A 23090-nucleotide genomic window follows, 5' to 3' on the forward strand; every position below is an offset into this window, starting at 1 on the left:
GTGTTCCGGGTGGAGCCGCGTCGGTGCCCGCGGGTGTGGTGACGCCGCCTGCTCCGCCTGTGCCCGGTGGTGGCGCCGGGGTGCCCGGTGGTGTGGTTTCGCCTCCGGCGCCGGGTGTTCCGGGTGGAGCCGCGTCGGTGCCCGCGGGTGTGGTGACGCCGCCTGCTCCGCCTGTGCCCGGTGGTGGCGCCGGCGTGCCCGGTGGTGTGGTTTCGCCTCCGGCGCCCGGAGTTCCGGGTGGAGCCGCGTCGGTTCCGAGCGGGGCTTCCACCCCCGCGACGCCGCCGCTGCCCCCGGGATCGACCAACACCTACGTCAACTACCCGGCCCCGCCGGTGCCGCCGACCCCGCCGAACGGGACGAGCGTCACTACGGGAACCCCCGGGTCGCCAACCCCCGGGACACCCGGCAACACCGTGACGCTCACGGACCTGCTCACGCCTCCGGGTATCGCCAGGACCGTGCAGAACTCGGCGTCCTCGGTCATGGGCCTCACGCCGCCGGGAACCCCGCCGGTGCCCGGCACGTCCGGTGCCGTGAACGTCAGCGTTCCCGGGCCTCCGAGCCCGTTCACTCCGCTCGCCGCGACCGGTCTGTCGAACCTGATCAACCCGCCGTCGCTGACCATCCCGTCGATCCCGGGGATGCCGATTCCGTTGCCCAGCACCGTGCCGGTACCGTCGGATCTCCTCTGCGTCGGCACGGATTGGTCTGCCTCGCAGGATGATTCGGCCGCTGCACCGCCGAACACCGAGGCGCCCAGGCCGGTGGCTGTGGGGTCGCCCGCAACCCAGGGCCGCGACCGCTGGGACACCCGGTAGTCCGCGCTGCGAGTACAGCGATCCGGCAGCGTCTGAGGTCACCCCTCAGGCGCTGCCGGAACTAACCGCCGTCGCCGTTGGGGGAGAGCCTCCCGGCCACCAGATCGGAGGCGACCGCAGTCAGCGGCACGTTGGAGTTCTGCGAGAGTTTGCGCAGCAGCTCGAACGCCTGAACCGCGTCCACCCGATAGCGCTCCATGATCATGCCCTTGGCCTGGCCGATCACATCGCGGCTGGCCAACGCCTTCTGGAACTGCGACTCCTGCCGGGCCGAATTCCATGCCACCGACGAATGCGCGGCGAAGATCAGGCCGAGGGTTCGCGATTCGTCGCCGAAGGCGTTGGGTTCCTCGGCGTAGATGTTCAGCGCGCCGAGGCTCTCGTCGGCGATGAAGAGCTGGAACGCCATGATGGAGCGGATGGGAGTTTCCGCCAACGCGTCCCTGCGGTAGTTCGGGAAGCGGTCATCGGTCTCCAGGTCGCGGACGTGGACAGTTTGCTCGTCCCACGCGGCGGTCAGACACGGTCCCTCCAGGTGCCGCTGCTGGATCTTGTCCAGCAGCAGCGGCCAATGATGGGTCGTGGCAGGGGTTTCCACGTGCTTGGCATTGCGCGTGAGGGTGATTCCGGCGTATTGCGCGCCGGGGATCTCGGCGGCCGCATGTTCGGCGAGCTCTGCCACCACCGTGTCGGAATCGGTGTCGGGTCTGTTGTGCAGACCCTGTACCAACTCGGCCACCCGAAGATGTGCGGCCTCCACATCGGCTGAACTTTCCACCGTCACCGTCCGATACTTGCGCGTCAATATGGCTCTCTAGGCTACCGCCGAGAGCCACCGCGGGCGCGCGCATGGACAATGTCACGCAGTGCCAGTATGTCGGCCGGTCAGCGGCGCCATCGGCGGACGGCCGGACAGCGTTCGGCAGCCAGCGCACACCCACATCGGGGCGATCACAGCGAAGTAGCAGACCTTGTCCGACGGGGCTCGTCAGAGGGCCCGCAGATAGCGACCGGTCACGAATCGCTGCACCGCCGACGTGACGGGCGATGCCAGCCTGCTCCACCACGTCGCGTGCTTCGAGAACGCCGCGACCTCGGCATGGACCTCGCCTGTCGTCGCGTCGAAGCGGACCACGAAGAGCTCTTCGCCGCACTCCGCGTGGCCCGGCAGCGTGCCGTATGCGAATCCGCGGCGGTCGGGTTCGTCGACGACGTAGACGACGCGGCACGGGGCCACCACGGGGCCGAGGTGCACCAGCACGTCGGCGCCCACGGCTGCTATCGGCGCCGTCGCCTCGACCCGCAGACCGGCGCCGCGCAACATCCCCCAGCGCATTCCCGCGGCCGCCGCCTGCTCGAAACGCTCACGGCCGCGGCCGATCACCGACGATTTACGGATGTGGCGGTAGCCCGCGGGCATCGCCCCCGCGGTGGCGCCCACCTCTGAATACGTCAGTGCCCGGTCTGCGAGGTCGGTCAGCTTCACGATGTCAGCTTGACACCATCCGCGTACCGTCGACGACGTGACCTCACCGACGTTCGCCCTCGGCGGCGACCTCACCGTCAACCGGCTCGGCTTCGGCGCGATGCGTCTCACCGGCAAGGGCGTCTGGGGGCCGCCTGCCGACCGCGACGAGTGCCTGCGCGTGCTACGGCGCGCCGTCGAGCTCGGCGTCGACTTCATCGACACCGCGGACTCCTACGGGCCCTACGTCTCCGAGGACCTGATCCGCGAGGCGCTGCATCCCTACGACGGGGTCGTCGTCGCGACCAAGGCGGGTCTGCTGCGCACCGGGCCGGATGACTGGACGCCGCTCGGATTCCCGGCCCACCTGCGCCAAGAATGCGAGATGAGCCTGCGCAGGCTCGGCGTCGACACCATCGAACTGTTCCAGTTGCATCGCATCGACTCGAAGTTTCCGGCCGAGGATCAGGTCGGTGAGCTGTTGAAGCTGCAGCAGGAGGGCAAGATTCGGCACATCGGGCTGTCGGAGGTCACCGCCGAGCAGCTCGCCGCCGCGCGATCTGTTGCCCCGATCGTGTCGGTGCAGAACATGTACAACCTGACGATGCGTGCCGCCGAGCCCGTTCTCGACGTCTGCGAAGCAGAGGGCATCGCGTTCATTCCGTGGTTCCCGCTGGCGGCCGGTCCGCTCGCCGCGCCTGACGGTCCGCTCCAGCGCATCGCGGACGACCATGATGCGAGCCCCTCTCAGCTGGCGTTGGCGTGGCTGCTCAAGCGGTCGCCGGTCATGGTGCCGATCCCCGGAACGTCCAAAGTCGCCCACCTGGAGGAGAACGTCGCCGCAGCCCACATCGAACTCGGCGATGACGAGTTCGAGACGCTGAGCAAAGCCGGTGCGGCTCAGGGCTGAGGCACCACCTACGGTGAGCTGGTGAGCACCAACGACGCGGCCGAGGCGCACGTGGGCGGGGGATTCAACCCGCCCGAACCCACCAACCACGGCGGTCCGGACTACGGCCGATTCGTGGCAGCGGTCCGCGATCTGCAGGATCACGCGCGGGCCGCCGACGCTCCGGATGCCGTGATCACCGAGGCCGCCGATCTGATCGAGAAGGTGTCGGCGATGCTGGCGCCCTATGACGCCGACGAATGGTCGTCACCGTCGGGTCGCCGGATGGATCTTCCCAATCGCGGCAACATCCTGGGTGTCCCCGTCGATCTGCGGGTGACCGACGACGACCGAATCGCAGGCACTGCCCGGTTCCGCCGATTCCACCTCGGCCGCAACGGTGCGGCGCACGGGGGTGCGGTCGCCCATCTCTTCGATTCCCTGCTCGGGTTCACCGCCTTCAAGCTCAGCCGCAGCAAGGCTCAACGCACCGCGTTCCTGCATGTCGACTACCGCAAGATCGCGCTCGTCGAGAAGGACCTGCAGGTCGAGGCGGGGATCGACGACATCGTCGACCGCAAGATCTTCGTGTCGGGGCGTCTGCTCGACGGGGAGCACGTGCTGGCCGAAGCCCACTCGCTGTTCGTGAAGCTGAAACCGGGGCAGCCATGACACAGGACGACACCGCCGAGAACAAGAAGTCGTCGCCGTCGCGCTGGTCGCTGTTGAAGCGCCGCTGGGGACGCTGGAGAGACCGCCTCCGGGAGCGGCCCAGGACCGAGTTCTTCTACCGGATCGCCGTCGGCGTCATCGGGCTGATCGTGTTCGGGCTCGGCATCCTGGCCATCCCGTACCCGGGCCCGGGATGGGCCATCGTGTTCATCGGCCTGGGCATCCTGGCCACCGAGTTCGACTGGGCGCGCAAGCTGCTGGCCTACGCCCGTGAGCGATACGACAAGGTGATGGAATGGTTCCACCGCCAGCCCGGATACGTCCAGATGCTGGGCGGGCTGCTCACCGCCGTGATCGTCGCGCTCACGCTGTGGTTGCTCGGGGCGATGGACTGGGGTGCCGAACTGGTCGGCCTCAACCCGGACTGGTTCAACAGTCCCATCGGCCTCGGTGACTAGCCGCGCTCCCCGATAGCATGGTCGCGGTCCATCCCCACCGCGTCACCCGCCCTGACAGTTTGGAGAGTCGCCCATGAGCGCCCCCGCCCGCCCCGCCCCAGCAGCCCCGATCCGGGTCGCTGCCGGGACGACCGCCGGGCAGGCGGTGCGCGACGCCGGGTTGCCCGCCCGCGGCGAGGTGGACGCCGTCGTCGTCGTCCGTGACGCCGACGGCCGCCTGCGCGATCTCTCCTGGGTGCCCGACGCCGACGCCGAGGTCGAACCGGTCGCGGCGAACACCGACGACGGGCGCAGCGTGATCCGGCACTCCGCCGCGCACGTGCTGGCGCAGGCGGTGCAGGACCTCTTCCCCGACGCCAAGCTCGGCATCGGACCGCCCATCACCGATGGCTTCTACTACGACTTCGACGTCGCCGAGCCTTTCACCCCTGAGGATCTCGCGGCGCTGGAGAAGAAGATGCGCAAGATCGTGAAGGACGGGCAGCTGTTCGAGCGCCGCGTCTTCGAGTCCAAGGATCAGGCGCGCGAGGAGCTGGCGGGCGAGCCGTACAAGCTCGAGCTCATCGACGACAAATCCGGCGCCGACGATCCCGAGGTCATGGAGGTCGGCGGCGACGAGCTCACCGCCTACGACAACCTCAATCCCCGTACCCGCGAGCGGGTTTGGGGCGATCTGTGCCGTGGTCCGCACATCCCGACCACCCGCTACATCCCGGCTTTCAAGCTGACCCGCAGCTCGGCGGCATACTGGCGCGGCGACCAGAGCAACGCCAGTCTGCAGCGCATCTACGGCACGGCCTGGGAGTCTCAGGACGCGCTGGACCACCATCTCGAGCTTCTCGAGGAAGCGCAGAAGCGCGACCACCGCAAGCTCGGTGTCGAACTCGACCTGTTCAGCTTTCCCGACGAATTGGGTTCGGGCCTCCCGGTTTTCCACCCCAAAGGCGGTGTGGTGCGACGCGAACTGGAGGAGTATTCGCGGCGCAAGCACATCGAGGCCGGCTACGAGTTCGTCAACACCCCGCACATCACCAAAGAACAGCTCTACATCACCTCGGGCCACCTCGAGTGGTACGCCGACGGCATGTTCCCGCCGATGCAGATCGACGCGGAGTACAACGAGGACGGCACCGTGCGCAAGCCCGGGCAGGACTACTACCTCAAGCCGATGAACTGCCCGATGCACCACCTGATCTATCGGTCGCGTGGGCGGTCTTATCGCGAACTTCCGTTGCGGCTCTTCGAGTTCGGCAGCGTCTACCGCTACGAGAAGTCCGGGGTCGTGCACGGGCTGACCCGCGTGCGGGGGATGACGCAGGATGATGCGCACATCTACACCACCCGCGAGGAGATGCGGGAAGAGCTGACGCGGCTGCTGCAGTTCGTCCTCGAGCTGCTCGCCGACTACGGTCTCGACGACTACTTCCTGGAGCTCTCGACCAAGGATCCGGACAAGTTCGTCGGTTCCGACGACATCTGGGAGGAGGCCACCGACACGCTGCGTGAGGTGGCTGAGGCGTCGGGCCTTGAGCTGGTTCCCGACCCGGGCGGGGCCGCGTTCTACGGACCGAAGATCTCCGTGCAGGTGCGGGACGCGCTGGGCCGCAGCTGGCAGATGTCGACGATTCAGCTCGACTTCAACATGCCCGACCGCTTCGAACTGGAGTACACCGCGGCCGACGGGACCCGCAAGAGGCCGGTGCTGATCCACCGCGCGCTGTTCGGGTCGATCGAGCGGTTCTTCGGCGTGCTGACCGAGCACTACGCCGGCGCGTTCCCGGCGTGGCTGGCACCGGTTCAGGTGGTCGGAATTCCTGTGGCAGAAGCCCATACGGAGTATCTGGAAGGCATTGCGACCGATCTGCGAAAGCTCGGCATCCGTATCGAGGTCGACGCCAGCGACGACCGGATGGCGAAGAAGATCGTCAACCACACCAACCAGAAGGTGCCGTTCATGCTCCTCGCGGGTGACCGCGACGTCGAGGCGGGCGCGGTGAGCTTCCGCTTCGGTGACCGCACCCAGATCAACGGGGTGCCGCGAGAGCAGGCGGTGGAGGCGATCGTGGACTGGGTGAGACGGCGCGAGAACGCCACCCCCACAGCCGAACTCGTCGAGGTCGGGTCCGGCGCCGAAGCAGGTGAGGGGTGACGTGGAGCCCGAGGAATCGATCGTAGACCGCGGCGTCGGCGATCCAGACCATCTGCAGAGGCTCTGGACACCACACCGGATGACCTACATCGCCGACGCGGTCAAAGTCGGATCGGCGTCCTCGTCGGAACCGTTCACCGACATCCCGACCATGTCCGACGAGGACGGCCTGGTGGTCGCGCGCGGCGAGCTCGTCTATGCGGTCCTCAACCTCTACCCGTACAACCCCGGCCATCTGATGGTGGTGCCCTACCGGCGGGTCGCGGAGCTGGAGAACCTGACGGAGGCGGAAAGCGCCGAGCTGATGGCGTTCACGCAGAAGGCGATTCGCGTGATGAAGGCGGTGTCGCGGCCGCACGGCTTCAATGTCGGACTGAATCTCGGCACGTCTGCCGGCGGGTCGCTGTCTGAGCATCTGCACATGCACGTGGTGCCGCGCTGGGGCGGCGATGCCAACTTCATCACCGTCATCGGGGACTCCAAGGTCATCCCCCAACTGCTTCGCGACACCCGCAAGCTCCTGGCCGCCGAGTGGGACAACCAGACGTGAGCGACTTCTACCTGATGACCCGCGCGGCCTATGCGAAACTCTCGCGGCCGGTGGCCAAGGGGGCGCTGAAGGTGGGGCTCACACCCGACAGCGTGACGATCCTCGGTACCGCGGGGTCGGTGCTCGGCGCGCTGACGCTCTTCCCGATCGGGCAGCTGTGGTGGGGCGCCTTCGCGGTGTTCGTCTTCGTGCTCGCCGACATGCTCGACGGTGCGATGGCGCGGGAGCGCGGCGGGGGAACGAGATTCGGGGCGGTACTGGACGCGACGTGCGACCGGATCAGCGACGGTGCGATCTTCTGCGGCCTGCTGTGGTGGGCGGCGTTCGGGCTGCACAGCGCCGAACTCGTGGTCGCCACCATGATCTGCCTGGTCTCCTCGCAGGTCATCTCCTACATCAAGGCGCGCGCCGAGGCCAGCGGCCTCTCGGGCGACGGCGGACTCATCGAGCGCCCGGAGCGGCTGGTCATCGTGCTTGTCGGGGCGGGCCTGTCGGGTCTGCCGTTCATTCCCGACGTGCTTCTGGACATCGCGATGTGGGTGCTCGCGGTCACCAGCGTGGTGACGATCGGGCAACGGCTACACAGCGTGCGCACCTCGGAGTCGGCCATGGAGCCGCTCACCGTGCCCGAGGCCGGCGAGAAGCCGGAAACCACCGAGAAATGACACAGCAACCGGGCGCGTCGGGCCGCAGCGTCTCGCGTCTGCTCACGCTGCCTGCGGCGGTGGGCGGCCAGCTCAGCGACTGGGGCTACGCAACGGGCTGGCGACTGGTTCGCGCGGCCCCGGAGTTCGTGGCCCGCAACACTTTCGATGCGGGCGCGCTGTGGGCGTCGCGCAACGGGGGTCCGGATCAGCTCCGCAAGAACCTCGCCCGGGTCACGGGCACCACTCCTGAGCGCGTTCCGGGTTCCCTGATGCGGGCGTCGCTGGCCTCCTACGCCAGGTACTGGCGTGAGGCGTTCCGGCTGCCGTCGATGGATCACGCCGAACTGGGCCGCCAGCTCTGGGTCGACGACATCGACACGGTCTTCGCATCGTTGGAAGCCGGCAAAGGCGCGGTGCTCGCACTGCCGCACAGCGGCAATTGGGACATGGCCGGGGTGTGGCTGGTGCAGAACTACGGCGCCTTCGCGACGGTCGCGGAACGCCTCAAACCGGAGTCGCTGTATCTGCGGTTCCTCGCCTACCGGGAGAGCTTGGGATTCCACGTGGTGCCGGCGTCGGGCGGCGAGCGCCCGGCCTACGACGTGGTGCGCGACTGGCTCCGCGACAACGGCATCGTGTGCCTGATGGCCGACAGGGATCTCAGCCGCCGCGGCGTGGAGGTCGACTTCTTCGGCGAGCCGACGCGTTTACCCGCCGGGCCCGCCAAACTGGCCCTCGAGACCGGCGCCGCCCTCTTCCCGGTGCACTGCTGGTTCGAAGAACAAGGGTGGCGGACACAGGTCTTTCCGCAGCTCGATACGTCCTCCGGCGACGTCACCGCGATCACGCAGGCGCTGGCCGGCCAATTCGCCACGAATATCGCGGCGCATCCGCAGGACTGGCACATGATGCAGCCGCAGTGGCTGGCAGATCTGTCCGACGAACGCAGGGCCCGGCTGGCGGGCGGGTGACCTGATGCGTATCGGGATGGTCTGCCCGTACTCGTTCGACGTGCCCGGTGGTGTGCAGTCGCACGTGCTGCAGCTGGCCACGGTGATGCGCGACGACGGACACGAGGTCAGCGTGCTCGCGCCCGCCTCACCCGAAGCCGACGGATTGCCCGACTTCGTCGTCTCGGGAGGAAAGGCGATACCGATTCCCTACAACGGATCGGTGGCCCGGCTGCGTTTCGGGCCCGCCACCCACCGCAAGGTGAAGCGGTGGCTGCAGCAGGGCCAGTTCGACGTGCTGCACCTGCACGAACCGAACGCGCCCAGCCTGTCGATGCTGGCGCTGAACATCGCGCAGGGTCCGATCGTGGCCACCTTCCACACGTCGACGACGAAGTCGTTGACATTGTCGGTGTTCGAGCCGATCCTGCGGCCGATGCACGAGAAGATCGTCGGCCGCATCGCGGTCTCCGATCTCGCCCGCCGCTGGCAGATGGAGTCGTTGGGAAGCGACGCCGTCCAGATTCCCAACGGCGTCGACGTCGACAGCTTCGCCTCGGCGTCGCCGCTGCCCGGATATCCGCGGCCCGGCCGGTCGGTGCTGTTCCTGGGCCGCTTCGACGAACCCCGCAAGGGGATGAACATCCTGCTCGGCGCGCTGCCCGCCGTCGTCGAGCGGTTCCCGGACATCGAGATCCTGGTCGTGGGTCGTGGCGACGAGGACGAACTACGCGGCGCCGCGGGCCCGAACGCCGGTCATCTGCGTTTCCTCGGGCAAGTCAGCGACGCCGACAAGGCCTCGGCCATGCGCAGCGCCGACGTCTACTGCGCGCCCAACACCGGTGGCGAGAGCTTCGGCATCGTGCTGGTCGAGGCCATGGCCGCAGGCACCGCCGTGGTCGCCAGCGACCTCGACGCGTTCCGCCGCGTGCTCGACGACGGCGAGGCCGGCCGGCTGGTGGCCGTCGACGATCCCGCCTCCCTGGCCGAGGGTCTGATCGACGTGCTGGCCGACGACGCGGCGCGGGAGCGATACATCGCGTGCGCTGCCGAGGCGGTCCGGCGCTACGACTGGTCGGTGGTGGCGGCCCAGATCATGCGGGTGTACGAGACGGTCGCTGGGGCGGGCGTCAAGGTGCAGGTCGAGCCGTGAGGCGCTGGGGGCACCTCCCGCGTGCGGGGGAGAGCGCAGTGACCGGGGGATCGAATTGATCCCGTGGGTGACGGCGGTCGTCATCGCCCTGGCCGTGGCGGCGGTGCTGCTGATCCTGGTCTGGGCCTATCAGACCGCCAACCGACTGGACCGGCTGCATGTCAGGTACGACCTGTCCTGGCAGGCACTCGACGGCGCTCTGGCCCGACGAGCGGTCGTCGCCCGGGCGGTGGCCGTCGAGGCATACGGCGGGGGACCCGAGGGCAAGCGGCTCGCCGCGCTGGCCGATGCCGCCGAACGGGCGCCCCGGTCCTCACGCGAGGTGGCTGAGAACGAACTCTCGGCCGCGCTCGCCCGCGTCAACCCGTCGTCGCTGGCGGTGGCGCTCGTCGCGGAACTCGCCGACGCCGAGGCGCGTGTCCTGCTGGCGCGCCGCTTTCACAACGATGCCGTCCGCGACACGCTTGCGCTGCGCGAGCGCCCCCTGGTGCGCATCCTGAGACTCGGCGGAACTGCTGCGCTGCCAAGCTATTTCGAGATCGCCGAGGGAGGAGAGGAGTCGGCGCGGGAGCCCGCGCCCGCACGCAGACGCACCTCGGCGCGGATCGTGCTGCTCGACGAGGGCGGTGCGGTCCTCCTGCTGTGTGGATCGGATCCGGCGGCCGCGGGCCGGGAGAAGCCCGCGCCCCGGTGGTGGTTCACGATCGGCGGCGCGGCTCAGGTGGGGGAATCGCTGGCCCAGGCGGCGGTGCGCGAACTGGAGGAGGAGACGGGTCTGGTCGTCGCGCCCGAGGCGGTGGTCGGGCCGGTGTGGCGCCGCGATGCGACCATCAACTTCAACGGCTCGGTGATCCGCAGCGAGGAGATGTATTTCCTGCACCGCACCCGGCGGTTCGAACCGTCCGACGCGGGCAGGTCGGGGCTGGAACGCACCTACATTCACGGTCACCGCTGGTGCGATGCGACAATGATCGAAAAGTTGGTCGCCAACGGTGAGACCGTGTACCCGCTGCAGTTGGGCGAGCTTCTCGACGAGGCGAATGCGCTGGCCGACGCACCGGATGCACTGCCGGCGGGATCGTTGCAATCCATCCGGTGATCTGCGGATCGAATCGATTTGCGGCCGCCTTTAGACTGGATCAGTAGCGATTTAAGGAGTAAGCAGTGGAATCCGAAACGTCCGGGGCTCCTGCTCGCGGTACCGCACGGGTGAAGCGCGGCATGGCCGAGATGCTCAAGGGCGGCGTCATCATGGACGTCGTCACCCCCGAACAGGCGCGGATCGCCGAGAGCGCAGGCGCCGTAGCCGTGATGGCGCTCGAGCGCGTGCCCGCCGACATCCGCGCCCAGGGTGGGGTGTCGCGGATGAGCGACCCCGACATGATCGAGGGCATCATCGACGCCGTCACGATTCCGGTGATGGCCAAGGCGCGGATCGGCCACTTCGTGGAGGCCCAGATCCTGCAGAGCCTCGGGGTCGACTACGTCGACGAGTCCGAGGTGCTGACCCCTGCCGACTACGCCAACCACATCGACAAGTGGAAGTTCACCGTGCCGTTCGTGTGCGGGGCCACCAACCTCGGCGAGGCCCTGCGGCGCATCACCGAGGGTGCGGCGATGATCCGCTCCAAGGGTGAGGCAGGCACCGGCGACGTTTCCAACGCCACCACCCACATGCGCAAGATCGGTGGCGAGATCCGCCGGCTGACGTCGCTCTCGGAAGACGAATTGTACGTCGCGGCAAAAGAATTGCAGGCACCGTATGACCTCGTGGTCGAGGTGGCCCAGGCTGGGAAGCTGCCCGTGACCCTGTTCACCGCCGGCGGTATCGCCACCCCCGCCGACGCGGCCATGATGATGCAGCTCGGTGCCGAGGGCGTGTTCGTCGGCTCGGGGATCTTCAAGTCCGGCAACCCCGCCGAACGTGCCGCGGCGATCGTCAAGGCCACCACGTTCTACGACGACCCCGACGTGCTGGCCAAGGTGTCGCGCGGCTTGGGCGAGGCGATGGTCGGCATCAACGTCGACGACATCCCGGTCCCGCACCGGCTCGCAGAACGCGGCTGGTAAACAGACCTGCATGGCGATTGAAGAGATCCTCGATCTGGAACAGATCGAGGTCAACATCTATCGCGGCGGCGTTTTCAGCCCCGAGTCGGGGTTCCTGCAGCGCACCTTCGGCGGTCACGTCGCCGGGCAGTCGCTGGTATCCGCCGTTCGCACCGTCGATCCGAAGTTTCAGGTGCACTCGCTGCACGGCTACTTCCTGCGTGCGGGCGACGCCCGATCTCCCTCGGTGTACACCGTCGAGCGGATCCGCGACGGCGGCTCGTTCTGCACCCGCCGGGTGACTGCGATCCAGCACGGCGAGACCATCTTCTCGATGTCGGCGTCCTTCCAGAGCGACCAGAGCGGCATCGAGCACCAGGACGCGATGCCGGTGGTGGTGCCGCCCGACGGCATCCCGGATTTCAAGTCCGTGAGCAAGGTTTTCGACGACGCCAGCTTCCGGCAGTTTGACGAGTGGGATGTCCGCATCGTGCCCCGGGAACTGTTGAACAAGGTGCCGGGCAAGGCTTCTCAGCAGCAGGTGTGGTTCCGGCATCGCGACCCGCTGCCCGATGATCCGGTGCTGCACATCTGCGCGCTGGCCTACATGAGCGACCTGACCCTGCTCGGGTCGGCGCAGGTGAACTATCCCGAGGAGCGCAAGCACCTGCAGGTCGCCTCGCTCGACCACGCGATGTGGTTCATGCGCCCGTTCCGCGCCGACGAGTGGCAGCTCTACGACCAGTCGTCCCCGTCGGCGTGCGGTGGCCGGTCGCTGACGCAGGGCAAGATCTTCAATCAATACGGCGAGATGGTCGCGGCGGTCATGCAGGAGGGGCTGACCCGCTACACGCGCGACTTCACGCCGCAGCGCGGGTGAGCACGCCCACCGTCGGGGTGCTCGCTTTACAGGGCGACACCCGAGAGCACCTCGCGGCGCTGCGCGAGGCAGGCGCCGACGCTGTCACCGTCCGCCGCCTTGCCGAACTGGAATCCGTCGACGCGCTGGTCATCCCCGGCGGCGAGTCCACGACGATGAGCCACCTGCTGCGGGAACTGGGGTTGCTGGAGCCGCTGAGGGCGAGGCTGGCCGACGGCATGCCGGCCTATGGATCGTGCGCGGGGATGATCCTGCTGGCCACCGAGATCGCCGACGCCGGGGTGCCGGGACGCGAGGCCCTTCCGCTGCGCGGAATCGATATCACGGTGCGCCGCAACGCCTTCGGGCGCCAGGTCGATTCGTTCGAAGACGACATCGAGTTCGAGGGACTCGAAGGGGCCATGCATGCGGTGTTCATCCGCGCGCCCTGGGTGGAGCGGGTCGGTTCGGACGTCGAGGTGCTTGCGCGGGCAGCGGGGCACCCCGTCGCGGTGCGTCAGGGGCGGATGCTCGCGACGGCCTTCCATCCGGAGGTGACGGGCGACCGTCGCGTGCACAAGCTGTTCGTGGACTCGCTGGGCTAGCGATTTCGGCGTGCTTTTCGCCGCTGAGCGACGATTTTCACGCCGAAACCGCTGTTAACGCAGGGGTAGTCCGGTGATCGCGCGGGCCATCACCAGACGCTGAATCTCGCTGGTTCCTTCGAAGATCGTGAAGATCTTGGCGTCGCGGTGCATCCGCTCGACGGGATATTCGCGGGTGTATCCGTTGCCGCCCAGGATCTGGATCGCCTCGTCGGTGACATAGACGGCCGTCTCGCTGGCGACCAGCTTGGCCATCGACCCTTCTGCCGACTCGAAGGCCTTGCCGTTGCGGGCCATCCACCCGGCCCGGTAGACGAGCAGGCGCGCGGCGTCGATGCGGGCCTTCATATCGGCCAGTTTGAAAGCGACCGCCTGGAATTCGCCGATCTTGCGACCGAATTGCTCACGCTCGGTGGCGTAGTCGCGGGCGTATTCGTAGGCCGCCCGGGCGACGCCGACGGCCATCGCGCCGACAGTGGGACGGGTGCGCTCGAAGGTCGCCATCGCCGCCTGGCCCGCGGCCCTTTTGCCATCGCGAACCTTGGCGATCCTGGCGTCGAATTTCTCCTTGCCGCCGACGATGAGACGCCCGGGGATGCGGACGTCGTCGAGCACCACCTCGGCGGTGTGCGAGGCGCGAATGCCGTGCTTGAGGAACTTCTGGCCCTGGCTGAGGCCCTTCGTGCCGGGCGGGATGATGAACGACGCCTGCCCGCGGGTGCCGAGTTCGGGGTGCACCGAGGCGACGACGATATGGACGTTGGCGATGCCGCCGTTGGTCGCCCACGTCTTCGTGCCGTTGAGCACCCACTCGTCGGTGGCCTCGTCGTAGCGGGCACGGGTCAGGATCGCGCCGACGTCGGAGCCCGCGTTGGGTTCGGAGGAGCAGAACGCGGCGACCTTGGGGTCGTCGACGGTGCCGAACATCTGCGGCACCCATTCACCGACCTGCTCGGGTGTCCCGTTCGCGGCGACGGACGCGGCCGCCAGTCCGGTGCCGAGGATGGCCAACGCGATGCCGGCGTCACCCCAGAACATCTCCTCGAAGGCGACGATCATGCCGAGGCCGCTCGGCTCGGCCGTCTGCTCGGCGAAGAACTCCATCGAGTAAAGGCCGACCTTGGCGGCCTCTTGAATGATCGGCCACGGCGTGGCTTCGCGCTCATCCCACTCCGCCGCGGCGGGGCGGATGACGTCGGCAGCAAATTCGTGGACCCACTTCTGCACGTCCAGCAGGTCTGAGGACAACTCCAGCGAGAATGTCATGGTTCAGCACCTTACTCCGGAGTAAGATACCCGGCCAGAGGATGTGTTTCAGCTAACAGACCCCAGTACCGGCAGCAGCAGTCGCGATCCCGAGAACACGGTGTTGACAGTGCTGGTTCCGACGCCGGCATGCCGGAAGTTCATGATTGCCGGGCTGGTGGGGTCTTGATCGTCGCTGGCGAGCACCAGCCGAACCCGGTGACCCTCCCGGAACCGACGGGCGTTCTGTACCAGAGGGATCCGATACGTCACCACCTCGCCGACAGGAACGGCCAGTGCGTAGGTGCACGGGAGTACAGGCAACCCGTCGCTGCTTGCGGCCCCATCGACCGTGCGTAGGCTGGCCCGCATCCACCCCGCGGTCACATCGGTGGCCTCGCCCTCAGGTGAGACATCCTGCAGCGTGGCGATCCACGCGGTGTCGCAGGCCGTAGCCGATGCCTCAAGGCGCAGTTCGATCGGTCCGGCCACGTCCAGGTCGCAATCCAACAGCGCGGATGTCCAGGTCAAGGTGGTCGGTGGGTCGATCGCGCTGGCCTTGATCCGGTTGAGTCCGGCGCCGAGCGTCAGGTACTCGCGCTGACCGGGCGCTCCCTCGTCCGCGGCGAGTGCGCCGTCGGCCCGTAATGCCCAGGACAGCTGGGTGGCAGCGGGCGGCCACGTCGGACTCGTCTGCCAACCGTCGGCTCCGGGCACGACGTACCGCACCGCCGGGCCGTCCATGATCCCGGTGTCGGCACCCTTGAGCCAGTGGTCGTACCACGCGAGCGCCTCACGGTGCAGGCTCTCCCACGGCCAGGTCAGGCCGAACTTTCCCAGCATGGCCATTCGCACATTCTGGTTGTGCTGCAACGCCTTCCACGTGGTGAACGTGGAAGGCAGGTGTAACGGAACGTTCTCCCAGTCGCAACCGAGGTACACGGGGATGTCGACCTTGCTCAGCAGCGGCAGGAGATTGCGTTCCTCCCACCATTCGTCCCGCAGCGGGTGTTTGACCATCGCGTCGAGCCACAGGTCGTCCCACGGATGCGCGCTGTGGGGGAGTCTGAGCAGCTGCCGCATCATCGTCACCGCGGCCTCGCCGTTCATGGTGGCGAACTTTTCGTGCAACGCCGGTGTGCTGAGCACCCGGCGTGCCAGGGCGATCAGCGGATTGCGGCGCCAGAACGCGTCGCTGCGGTCCGACGTCAAGCCCATCATCGACAGGAACGGGGTGAGGAACGACGAGCTTGCCAGCCCGTGGTGGGAGGCCGCGTCGTAGAGATCGGCAGTCACCGCGACGGGGAAAATCGCCTTCAGGTGGGGAGGCCTCTCAACGGCGGCCTCCAACTGGGTCATCGCGAAGTAGCTGATGCCGATCATGCCGATGTTGCCGTCGCACCAGGGCTGGGCCGCGGCCCATTCGACGAGGTCGTACATGTCGCGGCGTTCCTGGGCGTCGAAAAGTCCGAACGTGCCGCCCGATCCTCCTGTCCCGCGCAGGTTGGCGATGACGTGGACGTAGCCGCGGGAAACCCAGAAGTCGGTGGCGCCGGCCTCGATGAAGCCGGCTGGAGCGCCGAGGTCCTGCATCTGCCGCGGATACGGGGACGCGGCGATCAGTGCCGGGTGCCTGCCCCCGGTGGCCGGGTGGTGAATGTCGGCCAGCAGGTCTATGCCGTCCCGCATCGGGACGTGCTGATTGATCAGGTGCGCGATGCCATACCGCGGCTGGCTGAGGTTGCGGTATTCACGGCCCGTGTCCTGCGGGCCGTTGAGGAGCCGTTCGCCGATCGACATAATCTCACGCTACGTTCAAACTAGTTTCAACGCAACGTGAAATTCACGCTATGCTGGGGCCGTGCCGAAGGCCAGTCCCGGTCCCCGTGACGAACGCGGCGTGTTGTCCGCGCGCATCCTCCGCGCCGCGCAGGAAGCGTTCGCAGACGCCGGATACGCAGGGACGACGATGCGGGCGGTGGCCCGCGCCGCCGATGTCGACGCCGCGCTCGTGTACCACTATTTCGGATCCAAGGAAGCGCTTCTCGACGCCGCGACAGCGCCCCCGCAGCGATGGTTGGACAGTGTGGCGACGACCTGGACGATGCCGGTTCCGCAGCTCGGAGAGGCCCTTGTCCGGCTGATGCTCAGCGCATGGTCGGACGCCGAGATCGGGCCGGTGCTGCGGGCAATCCTGCAGACCGCCGCACACGAGGCTGCCACGCGTGAGAAGTTGCGCCTGGTGGTCGAGCGCAGCCTGATGGGCGTTTCCCAACTCGGCACCGATGAACGCGACCGCATGGTGCGCAGCGGTCTGATCTCGTCGCAGATCATGGGCTTGGCGATGATGCGTTACGTCTGGGGCATCGAGCCGGTCGCGTCGATGGACGAGGATGAGCTGGTGGCGGCCGTGGCCCCGAACCTGCAGCGCTACATCGAGGAGGACCTCGGGTGACAGGCACGTAGACTGGTCAACCGGACTTTGACTTCGCGAGCCAAACTTTTGAGCCAGAAGAGGTAGCACTGCATGAGCGGCCATTCCAAGTGGGCCACCACAAAGCACAAGAAGGCCGTGATCGACGCGCGCCGCGGCAAGAACTTTGCGAAGTTGATCAAGAACATCGAGGTGGCGGCCCGCACCGGCGGCGGCGACCCGGGCGGTAACCCGACGCTGTACGACGCGATCCAGAAGGCCAAGAAGAACTCGGTGCCCAACGACAACATCGAGCGCGCACGCAAGCGCGGCGCGGGCGAAGAAGCCGGCGGCGCCGACTGGCAGACCATCACCTACGAGGGCTACGGGCCCAACGGTGTCGCGATCCTCGTCGAGTGCCTGACTGACAACAAGAACCGGGCTGCCGGTGAAGTGCGCGTCGCGATGACCCGCAACGGGGGCAACATGGCCGATCCGGGCTCGGTCTCCTACCTGTTCACCCGCAAGGGTGTGGTCACGCTGGAGAAAAACGGGCTGACCGAGGACGACGTGCTGACCGCGGTTCTGGAGGCCGGCGCCGAGGACGTCAACGATCTCGGCGAGACTTTCGAGATCATTTCCGAGCCCACCGATCTTGTCGCCGTGCGCACCGCACTGCAGGACGCCGGCATCGAATACGACTCGGCCGAGGCCAGTTTCCAGCCGTCGGTGTCGGTGGCGGTCGACCTGGAGGGCGCCCGCAAGGTGCTCAAACTCGTCGACGCGCTGGAGGACAGCGACGACGTCCAGGACGTCTACACCAACGTCGACATCCCCGACGACGTCGCCGCCCAACTCGACGAGGACTGATCCGCAGCGTCAGCGATATCCGTGGCGGCCGCCCAGGCCGAACAGCGGTCCGAACGGATAGGCGCCCCACGACTGGTAGTACATCGGAGGTGGGGTCGCGACGATCTGGGCGTTTCCCGGGGATTCGCACACGCTGTTGCCGTCGCCGGGATACGTGCAGTGCTGCGGACCCGACGGTGCGGCTGCGGCGACCGGCGCGAACATGAGTGCGGCAGCCGAGACCGCGGCCACAGCGGTGTCGATTAAGCGGGTGAACGTCATGATCTCTCTCCTCGGTGAAACGCCGAACAATGCGTCTCACCGGGAAAACGCCCAAATCGGCCCGATCTGTGCGGCCGGAGGCATAATCCGTTCGTGGAGAAGGTGACTGATCCCGACGGGGTGCAGTGGCGGGTCCGCCGCTGGTGGTGGAAGACCGTGCCGTGGGAGACCGGCTTCGCCACCCTGGACGCGCTCATCTTCCTCGTCGTGTTGCCGTTCATGGTGATGTGGCCGTTCTGGCTCGCGTCCAAGTGGCTCGGCGCCTCGTGGACCATCCTGGTCGAGCGCGACGGCACCCGCATCAGCCGTGAGCAGGTGCGTGGCTGGAGGAGATCGGGTCAGCGTGTCCGCGAACTGGCCGCGCAGGCGCAGGCGGGAACGTTGGAACAGACTCCGGAGCTCTCCGAGCGGCCGTGACGGCGAGGAACTGCGCGATCGCCCGCGCTGTTCGTTCCGGCTGGTCCAGCATCACGAGCACGTAGGCGTCGGCGATGGTCTCCAGTCGGCCCTGCGGCAGCAACTGTGCCAGTCGACGTCCGTGGTCGGCGGGCATCACCGGGTTGTCGGTCCACAGGATGAGTGCCGGTCGGTCGAAGTCCGCCAGTCGTTCGGTGGCTCGGATGAGCTCGCCGTCGCAGAACTTGGTGCGGCAGTACTTGACCAGATCGCGCCGCACCGCCTTGTCGGTCAGACCGACTTCCACCCACTTGTCGAAGATAGGTTGGGGCACAGGCTTTTTCGACATCATGCCGAACATCGGCCACTGCCGCCGCAGCCATCCGATCTTCAGCTGGCGCATCGCCAGCCACACCGTGCCGGGGGTTCGACTGGCCACCCACGCGACCTTGCCGGGAAAGCCCGGCGGAAAATTGTCGAAGGCTTCCGACGGGCAGATCACCAGCCGTGAGACCCGCTGGTCGCGTTTCATGTCGGTCAGGAAGAGCGGGCCGCCCCAGTCGGTGACCACGAGCGTGACGTCGACCAGGTCCAACGCGTCCATGAAGTCGGCGACGATACCGATCATGCCCGGCAGGGTCAGGTCGGCGTCCTCGCGCATGGCGACGCGGTGCCCGCCCATCGGCAGCACCGGCAGCAGATAGCGGAACCCGCGGGGCAGATGGGGGAGCGCGAGGTCCCACTGGGCGTCGTTCATCAGCAGGCCGTGCAGCAGGACCACGGGCGGCCCCTCCGGGTCGCCCTCTTCGCGGAACTCGAGTGTGCCGGCTCGGACCTGGACTGCTCGCATCATTCCTCCACTAGAACGACCATTCTAGAACGTATGCTCTAGCCTGGCACGAGGAGGTGACGATGGCAAGGTCCACCAGGGAGTCGATCCTGACCGCGGCTGCTGAGTTGATGCGGCACCGGGGTTACGCCGGCGTGGGCATGAAGGACATCGCCGAGGCGTCGGGTGCGCCGATCGGATCGCTGTACCACCACTTCCGGGGCGGCAAGGTCGAGATCGCGCGCGAGGCGCTGACGAACGCCGGCCACGCATACGGACTGCTGATCCCCGCCGTCGTCGACGGCTACGACGACCTCGGCGCGGCCGTGGAGGGGATCTTCGCGCAGGCGGCCGAGGACATGGCCCAGACCGGCTTTGCGAACATGTGCCCGGTGGCCAGTGTGGCGGGCGAGATCGCCGACACCGTCGAGGAATTGCGCACCGCAACCCGGGACGTCTTCACCGCCTGGATCGACGGCGGCACGGCGTACTTCGTCTCGCGGGGACTCGGGAGAACGATGGGCAGGCAGGTGACTTTGGCCATCGTCGGCGCTTTGGAGGGAGCGTTCCTGCTCGCCAGGGCGATGCGTGACGCCGAGCCGCTCCTGGCCGCCGGGGCGACCATGGCGCCACAGTTCCGCGGCATCGCGCTGGTCCCGCCGGCGCATGTCGGCGGGGCGACGCGCTCGGTGGCGACCTAGGACCCCGTGGTCATTGCCCGGTCATGGCGGTGGTTCGCCCCTATGCTTCGCCCATGCCAGTCCTCACGGATCCATCGGGCGTGCAGTGGTCGGTGCACCGCAAGCTGTGGCCGTTCCCGTCGCTGGAAGCGCTGCTCGACAACTTCGATTTCTTCGGCTGGGCGATTGCGCTCATCCTCTTCCTGCCGTTCGTGCTGCTGTGGCCGTTCTGGCTGCTCACCAAGTTCCTCGGGGCACGGTGGGTCGTCGTCGTGCGGCGCGATCACCAGGAGGTCGATCGCGAGCTCGTGCGCGGCTGGCATCGCTCCGGCGGCCGCGTGGCCGAGCTCATGCTCCAGTTGTCTCAGGGCTGGCGCTCCGGGCATTTCGCCATCTGACGCGTGTCCCTGCCCGTCGTGGTCGCCCCGCACGGCTAAGCTCTCGAACAAATGTTCTCTTGGGAGGAAACGGCGTGCGGGTGATGGGAGTCGACCCGGGGTTGACCCGGTGCGGGCTGTCGGTCATCGAGAGCGGGCGCGGCCGTCAGGTCATCGCTCTCGACGTCGACGTCGTGCGCACCCCGTCCGATCATCCGCTGGCCCACCGGCTGCTCGCGATCAGCGATGCCGTCGAGCACTGGCTCGACACCCACAGGCCCGACGTCATCGCGATCGAGCGGGTGTTCTCCAACCAGAACGCCAACACCGCGATGGGCACCGCTCAGGCCGGCGGGGTCATAGCGCTGGCTGCCGCCCGCCGGGACATCGACGTGTTCTTCCACACTCCGAGTGAGGTCAAGGCCGCAGTCACCGGCAACGGGCGCGCGGACAAAGCTCAGGTGACCGAGATGGTGACCAGAATCCTTGCGCTGCAACAAAAGCCGACGCCAGCGGACGCGGCCGACGCATTGGCTCTCGCCATCTGTCACTGCTGGCGTGCGCCGATGATCTCGCGCATGGCCGCCGCCGAGGAGATGGCGGCCGAACAGCGCCGAAAGTACAGGGCGACGCTGAAGGCGGCAGCGGGATCCAAGGCGAGCCCGATGTCGAAGAGCGCACGATGATCGCATCGGTGCGGGGAGAGGTACTCGACATCGCGCTCGACCACGTCGTGATCGAGGCGGCGGGCGTCGGCTACAAGGTGATGGCCACCCCGTCGACGCTGGCGACGTTGCGCCGGGGCACCGAGGCCCGGCTGATCACCGCGATGATCGTGCGCGAGGATTCGCAGACCCTGTACGGATTCGCCGACTCCGATGCCCGCGACCTCTTCCTGATCCTGCTCGGGGTGTCGGGAATCGGGCCGAGCATCGCCCTCGGCGCCCTGGCCATGTACGACGGCCCCGCCCTGCGCCAGGCGATCGGCGACGGCGACGTCACCGCGCTGACCCGAATTCCCAAGGTGGGCAAGAAAACCGCGGAACTACTCGTCCTGACGTTGCGCGACAAGGTTGGAACGCCGGGCGCCTCCGGTTTGTCTTCGGCAGGCGGGCACGGCATTCGAGGCCCCGTGGTGGAGGCGCTCGTGGGTCTGGGCTTTGCGGTCAAACAGGCCGAAGAGGCCACGGACAAGGTGCTGGCCAACGATCCAGAGGCGACCACGTCGAGCGCGTTGCGTGCCGCCCTGTCGATGCTGGGAAAGAAGTAGGCGGTGGGTCGGTTCACCGAGGACGCCCAGAACGAGCCCGACGACCGGGAGATGTCGCCGGCGCTGACGGTCGGCGAGGGCGACATCGACGCCAGCCTGCGCCCGCGGTCGCTGGGGGAGTTCATCGGCCAACCCCGCGTGCGGGAACAGCTGCAGCTGGTCCTGGAGGGTGCCAAGAACCGCGGCGGCACCCCCGACCACATCCTGCTGTCCGGGCCGCCCGGGCTGGGCAAGACGTCGCTGGCGATGATCATCGCCGCGGAGCTCGGAACGTCGCTGCGCGTCACATCCGGGCCCGCGCTGGAACGAGCAGGCGACCTGGCCGCCATGTTGTCGAACCTCGTCGAACACGACGTGCTCTTCATCGACGAGATCCACCGGATAGCCCGGCCTGCCGAAGAAATGCTCTACCTCGCCATGGAGGACTTCCGGGTCGACGTCGTCGTCGGCAAAGGTCCTGGCGCGACGTCGATCCCGCTGGAGGTGGCGCCGTTCACGCTCGTCGGAGCGACCACCCGCTCCGGCGCCTTGACCGGTCCGCTTCGCGACCGGTTCGGCTTCACCGCGCACATGGACTTCTACGAGCCCGTCGAGCTGGAGCGCGTGCTGGCCCGTTCGGCCGGAATTCTCGGTATCGAGCTCGGCGCTGAGGCCGGTGCGGAGATCGCGCGCCGGTCCCGCGGCACGCCGCGTATCGCCAACCGTCTGTTGCGCCGCGTCCGTGACTACGCCGAGGTGCGCGCCGACGGTGTCATCACACGGGACATCGCCAAGTACGCGCTGGAGGTGTATGACGTCGACGAGCTCGGGCTCGACCGGCTCGACCGTGCGGTGCTGTCCGCGCTGACACGCAGTTTCGGCGGCGGGCCGGTGGGGGTGTCGACCCTTGCGGTGGCCGTCGGTGAGGAGGCCACGACGGTCGAGGAGGTCTGCGAGCCCTTCCTCGTGCGAGCCGGGATGATCGCGCGCACACCCCGCGGCCGCGTCGCAACGGCACAGGCCTGGACGCACCTGGGGATGACTCCGCCGGCCGGTGCCGGGGGTCTCGGCCAGGTCGGCTTGTTCGACTGACACGAGGAGGACACATGGTGACGGCCGGCCTGATCGTGGCGCTTCTCGCGGCCCTGTTGCACGGCTACATCTTCGTGATGGAGTCCGTCACGTGGACCTCGCCGCGGACCCGGGCGGTGTTCGGCATGACCGAGGACGAAGCGCAGACCACGAAGCTGCTCGCCTTCAACCAGGGCTTCTACAACCTGTTCCTCGGCATCGTCACAGTCGTCGGAGTCGTCGCCGCATTCACCGGTGCCACAGCCGTCGGGGTCGCGCTGGTGTTCGCAGGCGTGGGGTCGATGCTGGCCGCCGCCGTCGTCCTGCTGGTCTCCGCCCGCGACAAGGCCCGCGCCGCCGTCACCCAGGGGGCGCTGCCCCTGGTCGCCACGGTGTTGACCGCGATCGGGCTGGCGTTGTAGCGCCGTCCGC

At 67.8% G+C, this 23090-nt stretch carries 27 protein-coding genes and 1 pseudogene; 22 read left to right on the forward strand and 6 right to left on the reverse strand.

The annotated features are described in order from the left end of the window. Positions 1–821 (forward strand): annotated as a pseudogene (locus ACAG24_RS17110) (hypothetical protein); the annotation flags it as partial. Between the two features lie 61 nt (positions 822–882). Here ACAG24_RS17110 and ACAG24_RS17115 read toward each other — a convergent pair. Together ACAG24_RS17115 and ACAG24_RS17120 are read right to left on the reverse strand one after the other, a co-directional pair. Then, positions 883–1599, reverse strand: coding sequence for a GAF and ANTAR domain-containing protein (locus ACAG24_RS17115; RefSeq protein ID WP_374150789.1), 717 nt, complete (start codon positions 1597–1599; stop codon positions 883–885). Between the two features lie 210 nt (positions 1600–1809). Then, positions 1810–2307 carry a DUF1990 domain-containing protein gene (locus tag ACAG24_RS17120; RefSeq protein WP_370473878.1) on the reverse strand — a complete coding sequence of 166 codons (498 nt, stop codon included), beginning with the start codon at positions 2305–2307 and terminating at the stop codon, positions 1810–1812. Positions 2308–2344: 37 nt separating this feature from the next. Here ACAG24_RS17120 and ACAG24_RS17125 point away from each other — a divergent pair, with 37 nt between their 5' ends. From ACAG24_RS17125 to pdxT, 12 genes are all read left to right on the forward strand, one after another. After that, the gene (locus ACAG24_RS17125) at positions 2345–3196 is read left to right on the forward strand and encodes an aldo/keto reductase (protein ID WP_370473879.1); all 852 of its coding nucleotides are present in this window, start codon (positions 2345–2347) and stop codon (positions 3194–3196) included. Positions 3197–3217: 21 nt separating this feature from the next. Beyond that, positions 3218–3847 carry a PaaI family thioesterase gene (locus ACAG24_RS17130; protein WP_370473880.1) on the forward strand — a complete coding sequence of 210 codons (630 nt, stop codon included), beginning with the start codon at positions 3218–3220 and terminating at the stop codon, positions 3845–3847. Beyond that, positions 3844–4305, forward strand: coding sequence for a TIGR02611 family protein (locus tag ACAG24_RS17135; protein WP_370473881.1), 462 nt, complete (start codon positions 3844–3846; stop codon positions 4303–4305). Before ACAG24_RS17130 ends, ACAG24_RS17135 begins: the two co-directional genes overlap by 4 nt. A gap of 73 nt (positions 4306–4378) precedes the next feature. Further along, a complete protein-coding gene (thrS, locus tag ACAG24_RS17140) occupies positions 4379–6454 on the forward strand; it encodes a threonine--tRNA ligase (RefSeq protein WP_370473882.1) in 2076 nt (691 codons plus the stop codon). A gap of 1 nt (position 6455) precedes the next feature. After that, on the forward strand, positions 6456–7004 hold the full coding sequence (locus ACAG24_RS17145) for an ATP adenylyltransferase (RefSeq protein ID WP_445206203.1): 549 nt from the start codon (positions 6456–6458) through the stop codon (positions 7002–7004). Next, positions 7001–7669 carry a phosphatidylinositol phosphate synthase gene (pgsA, locus tag ACAG24_RS17150; RefSeq protein ID WP_370473884.1) on the forward strand — a complete coding sequence of 223 codons (669 nt, stop codon included), beginning with the start codon at positions 7001–7003 and terminating at the stop codon, positions 7667–7669. Before ACAG24_RS17145 ends, pgsA begins: the two co-directional genes overlap by 4 nt. After that, positions 7666–8622 (forward strand): phosphatidylinositol mannoside acyltransferase, encoded by a 957-nt coding sequence (locus ACAG24_RS17155; RefSeq protein ID WP_370473885.1) that lies wholly within the window; start codon positions 7666–7668, stop codon positions 8620–8622. The genes pgsA and ACAG24_RS17155 overlap by 4 nt, the downstream gene beginning before the upstream one ends. A gap of 4 nt (positions 8623–8626) precedes the next feature. Further along, entirely contained in the window at positions 8627–9754 is a 1128-nt protein-coding gene (locus ACAG24_RS17160; protein ID WP_370473886.1) for a glycosyltransferase family 4 protein, read from the forward strand. Between the two features lie 55 nt (positions 9755–9809). Further along, positions 9810–10853: an NUDIX hydrolase gene (locus ACAG24_RS17165; protein WP_370473887.1), complete on the forward strand. Its 1044-nt coding sequence runs from the start codon at positions 9810–9812 to the stop codon at positions 10851–10853. 122 nt (positions 10854–10975) lie between these two features. Next, positions 10976–11824 (forward strand): pyridoxal 5'-phosphate synthase lyase subunit PdxS, encoded by an 849-nt coding sequence (gene pdxS / locus ACAG24_RS17170; RefSeq protein WP_370474173.1) that lies wholly within the window; start codon positions 10976–10978, stop codon positions 11822–11824. Positions 11825–11834: 10 nt separating this feature from the next. After that, a complete protein-coding gene (gene tesB / locus ACAG24_RS17175) occupies positions 11835–12683 on the forward strand; it encodes an acyl-CoA thioesterase II (RefSeq protein ID WP_370473888.1) in 849 nt (282 codons plus the stop codon). After that, on the forward strand, positions 12680–13267 hold the full coding sequence (pdxT, locus tag ACAG24_RS17180) for a pyridoxal 5'-phosphate synthase glutaminase subunit PdxT (RefSeq protein WP_370473889.1): 588 nt from the start codon (positions 12680–12682) through the stop codon (positions 13265–13267). Before tesB ends, pdxT begins: the two co-directional genes overlap by 4 nt. A 54-nt stretch (positions 13268–13321) precedes the next feature. On the opposite strand, the gene ACAG24_RS17185 is transcribed toward pdxT, so the two are convergent. Next, entirely contained in the window at positions 13322–14533 is a 1212-nt protein-coding gene (locus ACAG24_RS17185) for an acyl-CoA dehydrogenase family protein (RefSeq protein ID WP_370473890.1), read from the reverse strand. Positions 14534–14581: 48 nt separating this feature from the next. After that, positions 14582–16312 (reverse strand): CocE/NonD family hydrolase, encoded by a 1731-nt coding sequence (locus tag ACAG24_RS17190; RefSeq protein ID WP_370473891.1) that lies wholly within the window; start codon positions 16310–16312, stop codon positions 14582–14584. Between the two features lie 61 nt (positions 16313–16373). On the opposite strand from ACAG24_RS17190, the gene ACAG24_RS17195 reads away from it, so the two are divergent. Together ACAG24_RS17195 and ACAG24_RS17200 are read left to right on the forward strand one after the other, a co-directional pair. Then, on the forward strand, positions 16374–16967 hold the full coding sequence (locus ACAG24_RS17195) for a TetR/AcrR family transcriptional regulator (RefSeq protein WP_370473892.1): 594 nt from the start codon (positions 16374–16376) through the stop codon (positions 16965–16967). Positions 16968–17039: 72 nt separating this feature from the next. After that, positions 17040–17795: a YebC/PmpR family DNA-binding transcriptional regulator gene (locus tag ACAG24_RS17200; RefSeq protein WP_370473893.1), complete on the forward strand. Its 756-nt coding sequence runs from the start codon at positions 17040–17042 to the stop codon at positions 17793–17795. A 9-nt stretch (positions 17796–17804) separates the two neighbouring features. Here ACAG24_RS17200 and ACAG24_RS17205 read toward each other — a convergent pair whose 3' ends face one another. Further along, positions 17805–18056, reverse strand: coding sequence for a hypothetical protein (locus tag ACAG24_RS17205; protein ID WP_370473894.1), 252 nt, complete (start codon positions 18054–18056; stop codon positions 17805–17807). Positions 18057–18149: 93 nt separating this feature from the next. Here ACAG24_RS17205 and ACAG24_RS17210 point away from each other — a divergent pair, with 93 nt between their 5' ends. Next, the gene (locus tag ACAG24_RS17210; RefSeq protein WP_370473895.1) at positions 18150–18473 is read left to right on the forward strand and encodes a hypothetical protein; all 324 of its coding nucleotides are present in this window, start codon (positions 18150–18152) and stop codon (positions 18471–18473) included. Here the strand turns inward: ACAG24_RS17210 and ACAG24_RS17215 are convergent. Further along, positions 18358–19302 (reverse strand): alpha/beta fold hydrolase, encoded by a 945-nt coding sequence (locus ACAG24_RS17215; protein ID WP_370473896.1) that lies wholly within the window; start codon positions 19300–19302, stop codon positions 18358–18360. The genes ACAG24_RS17210 and ACAG24_RS17215 overlap by 116 nt on opposite strands. A 62-nt stretch (positions 19303–19364) precedes the next feature. On the opposite strand from ACAG24_RS17215, the gene ACAG24_RS17220 reads away from it, so the two are divergent. The 6 genes from ACAG24_RS17220 to ACAG24_RS17245 all read left to right on the forward strand — a co-directional run bounded on the left by ACAG24_RS17220 (position 19365) and on the right by ACAG24_RS17245 (position 23080). After that, on the forward strand, positions 19365–19982 hold the full coding sequence (locus ACAG24_RS17220; RefSeq protein ID WP_370473897.1) for a TetR/AcrR family transcriptional regulator: 618 nt from the start codon (positions 19365–19367) through the stop codon (positions 19980–19982). Positions 19983–20035: 53 nt separating this feature from the next. After that, the gene (locus ACAG24_RS17225) at positions 20036–20359 is read left to right on the forward strand and encodes a hypothetical protein (RefSeq protein ID WP_370473898.1); all 324 of its coding nucleotides are present in this window, start codon (positions 20036–20038) and stop codon (positions 20357–20359) included. Between the two features lie 74 nt (positions 20360–20433). After that, entirely contained in the window at positions 20434–21024 is a 591-nt protein-coding gene (ruvC, locus tag ACAG24_RS17230) for a crossover junction endodeoxyribonuclease RuvC (protein WP_370473899.1), read from the forward strand. Then, positions 21021–21608: a Holliday junction branch migration protein RuvA gene (ruvA, locus tag ACAG24_RS17235; RefSeq protein WP_370473900.1), complete on the forward strand. Its 588-nt coding sequence runs from the start codon at positions 21021–21023 to the stop codon at positions 21606–21608. The genes ruvC and ruvA overlap by 4 nt, the downstream gene beginning before the upstream one ends. 3 nt (positions 21609–21611) lie before the next feature. After that, a complete protein-coding gene (gene ruvB, locus ACAG24_RS17240) occupies positions 21612–22679 on the forward strand; it encodes a Holliday junction branch migration DNA helicase RuvB (RefSeq protein WP_445206204.1) in 1068 nt (355 codons plus the stop codon). A gap of 14 nt (positions 22680–22693) precedes the next feature. Continuing rightward, complete coding sequence (locus ACAG24_RS17245) at positions 22694–23080, forward strand: DUF1304 domain-containing protein (protein WP_370473901.1); 387 nt, start codon at positions 22694–22696, stop codon at positions 23078–23080. The last annotated feature ends 10 nt before the right edge of the window (positions 23081–23090 follow it).

The organism is Mycobacterium bulgaricum, from assembly GCF_041287165.2.
GTDB lineage: Bacteria > Actinomycetota > Actinomycetes > Mycobacteriales > Mycobacteriaceae > Mycobacterium > Mycobacterium bulgaricum.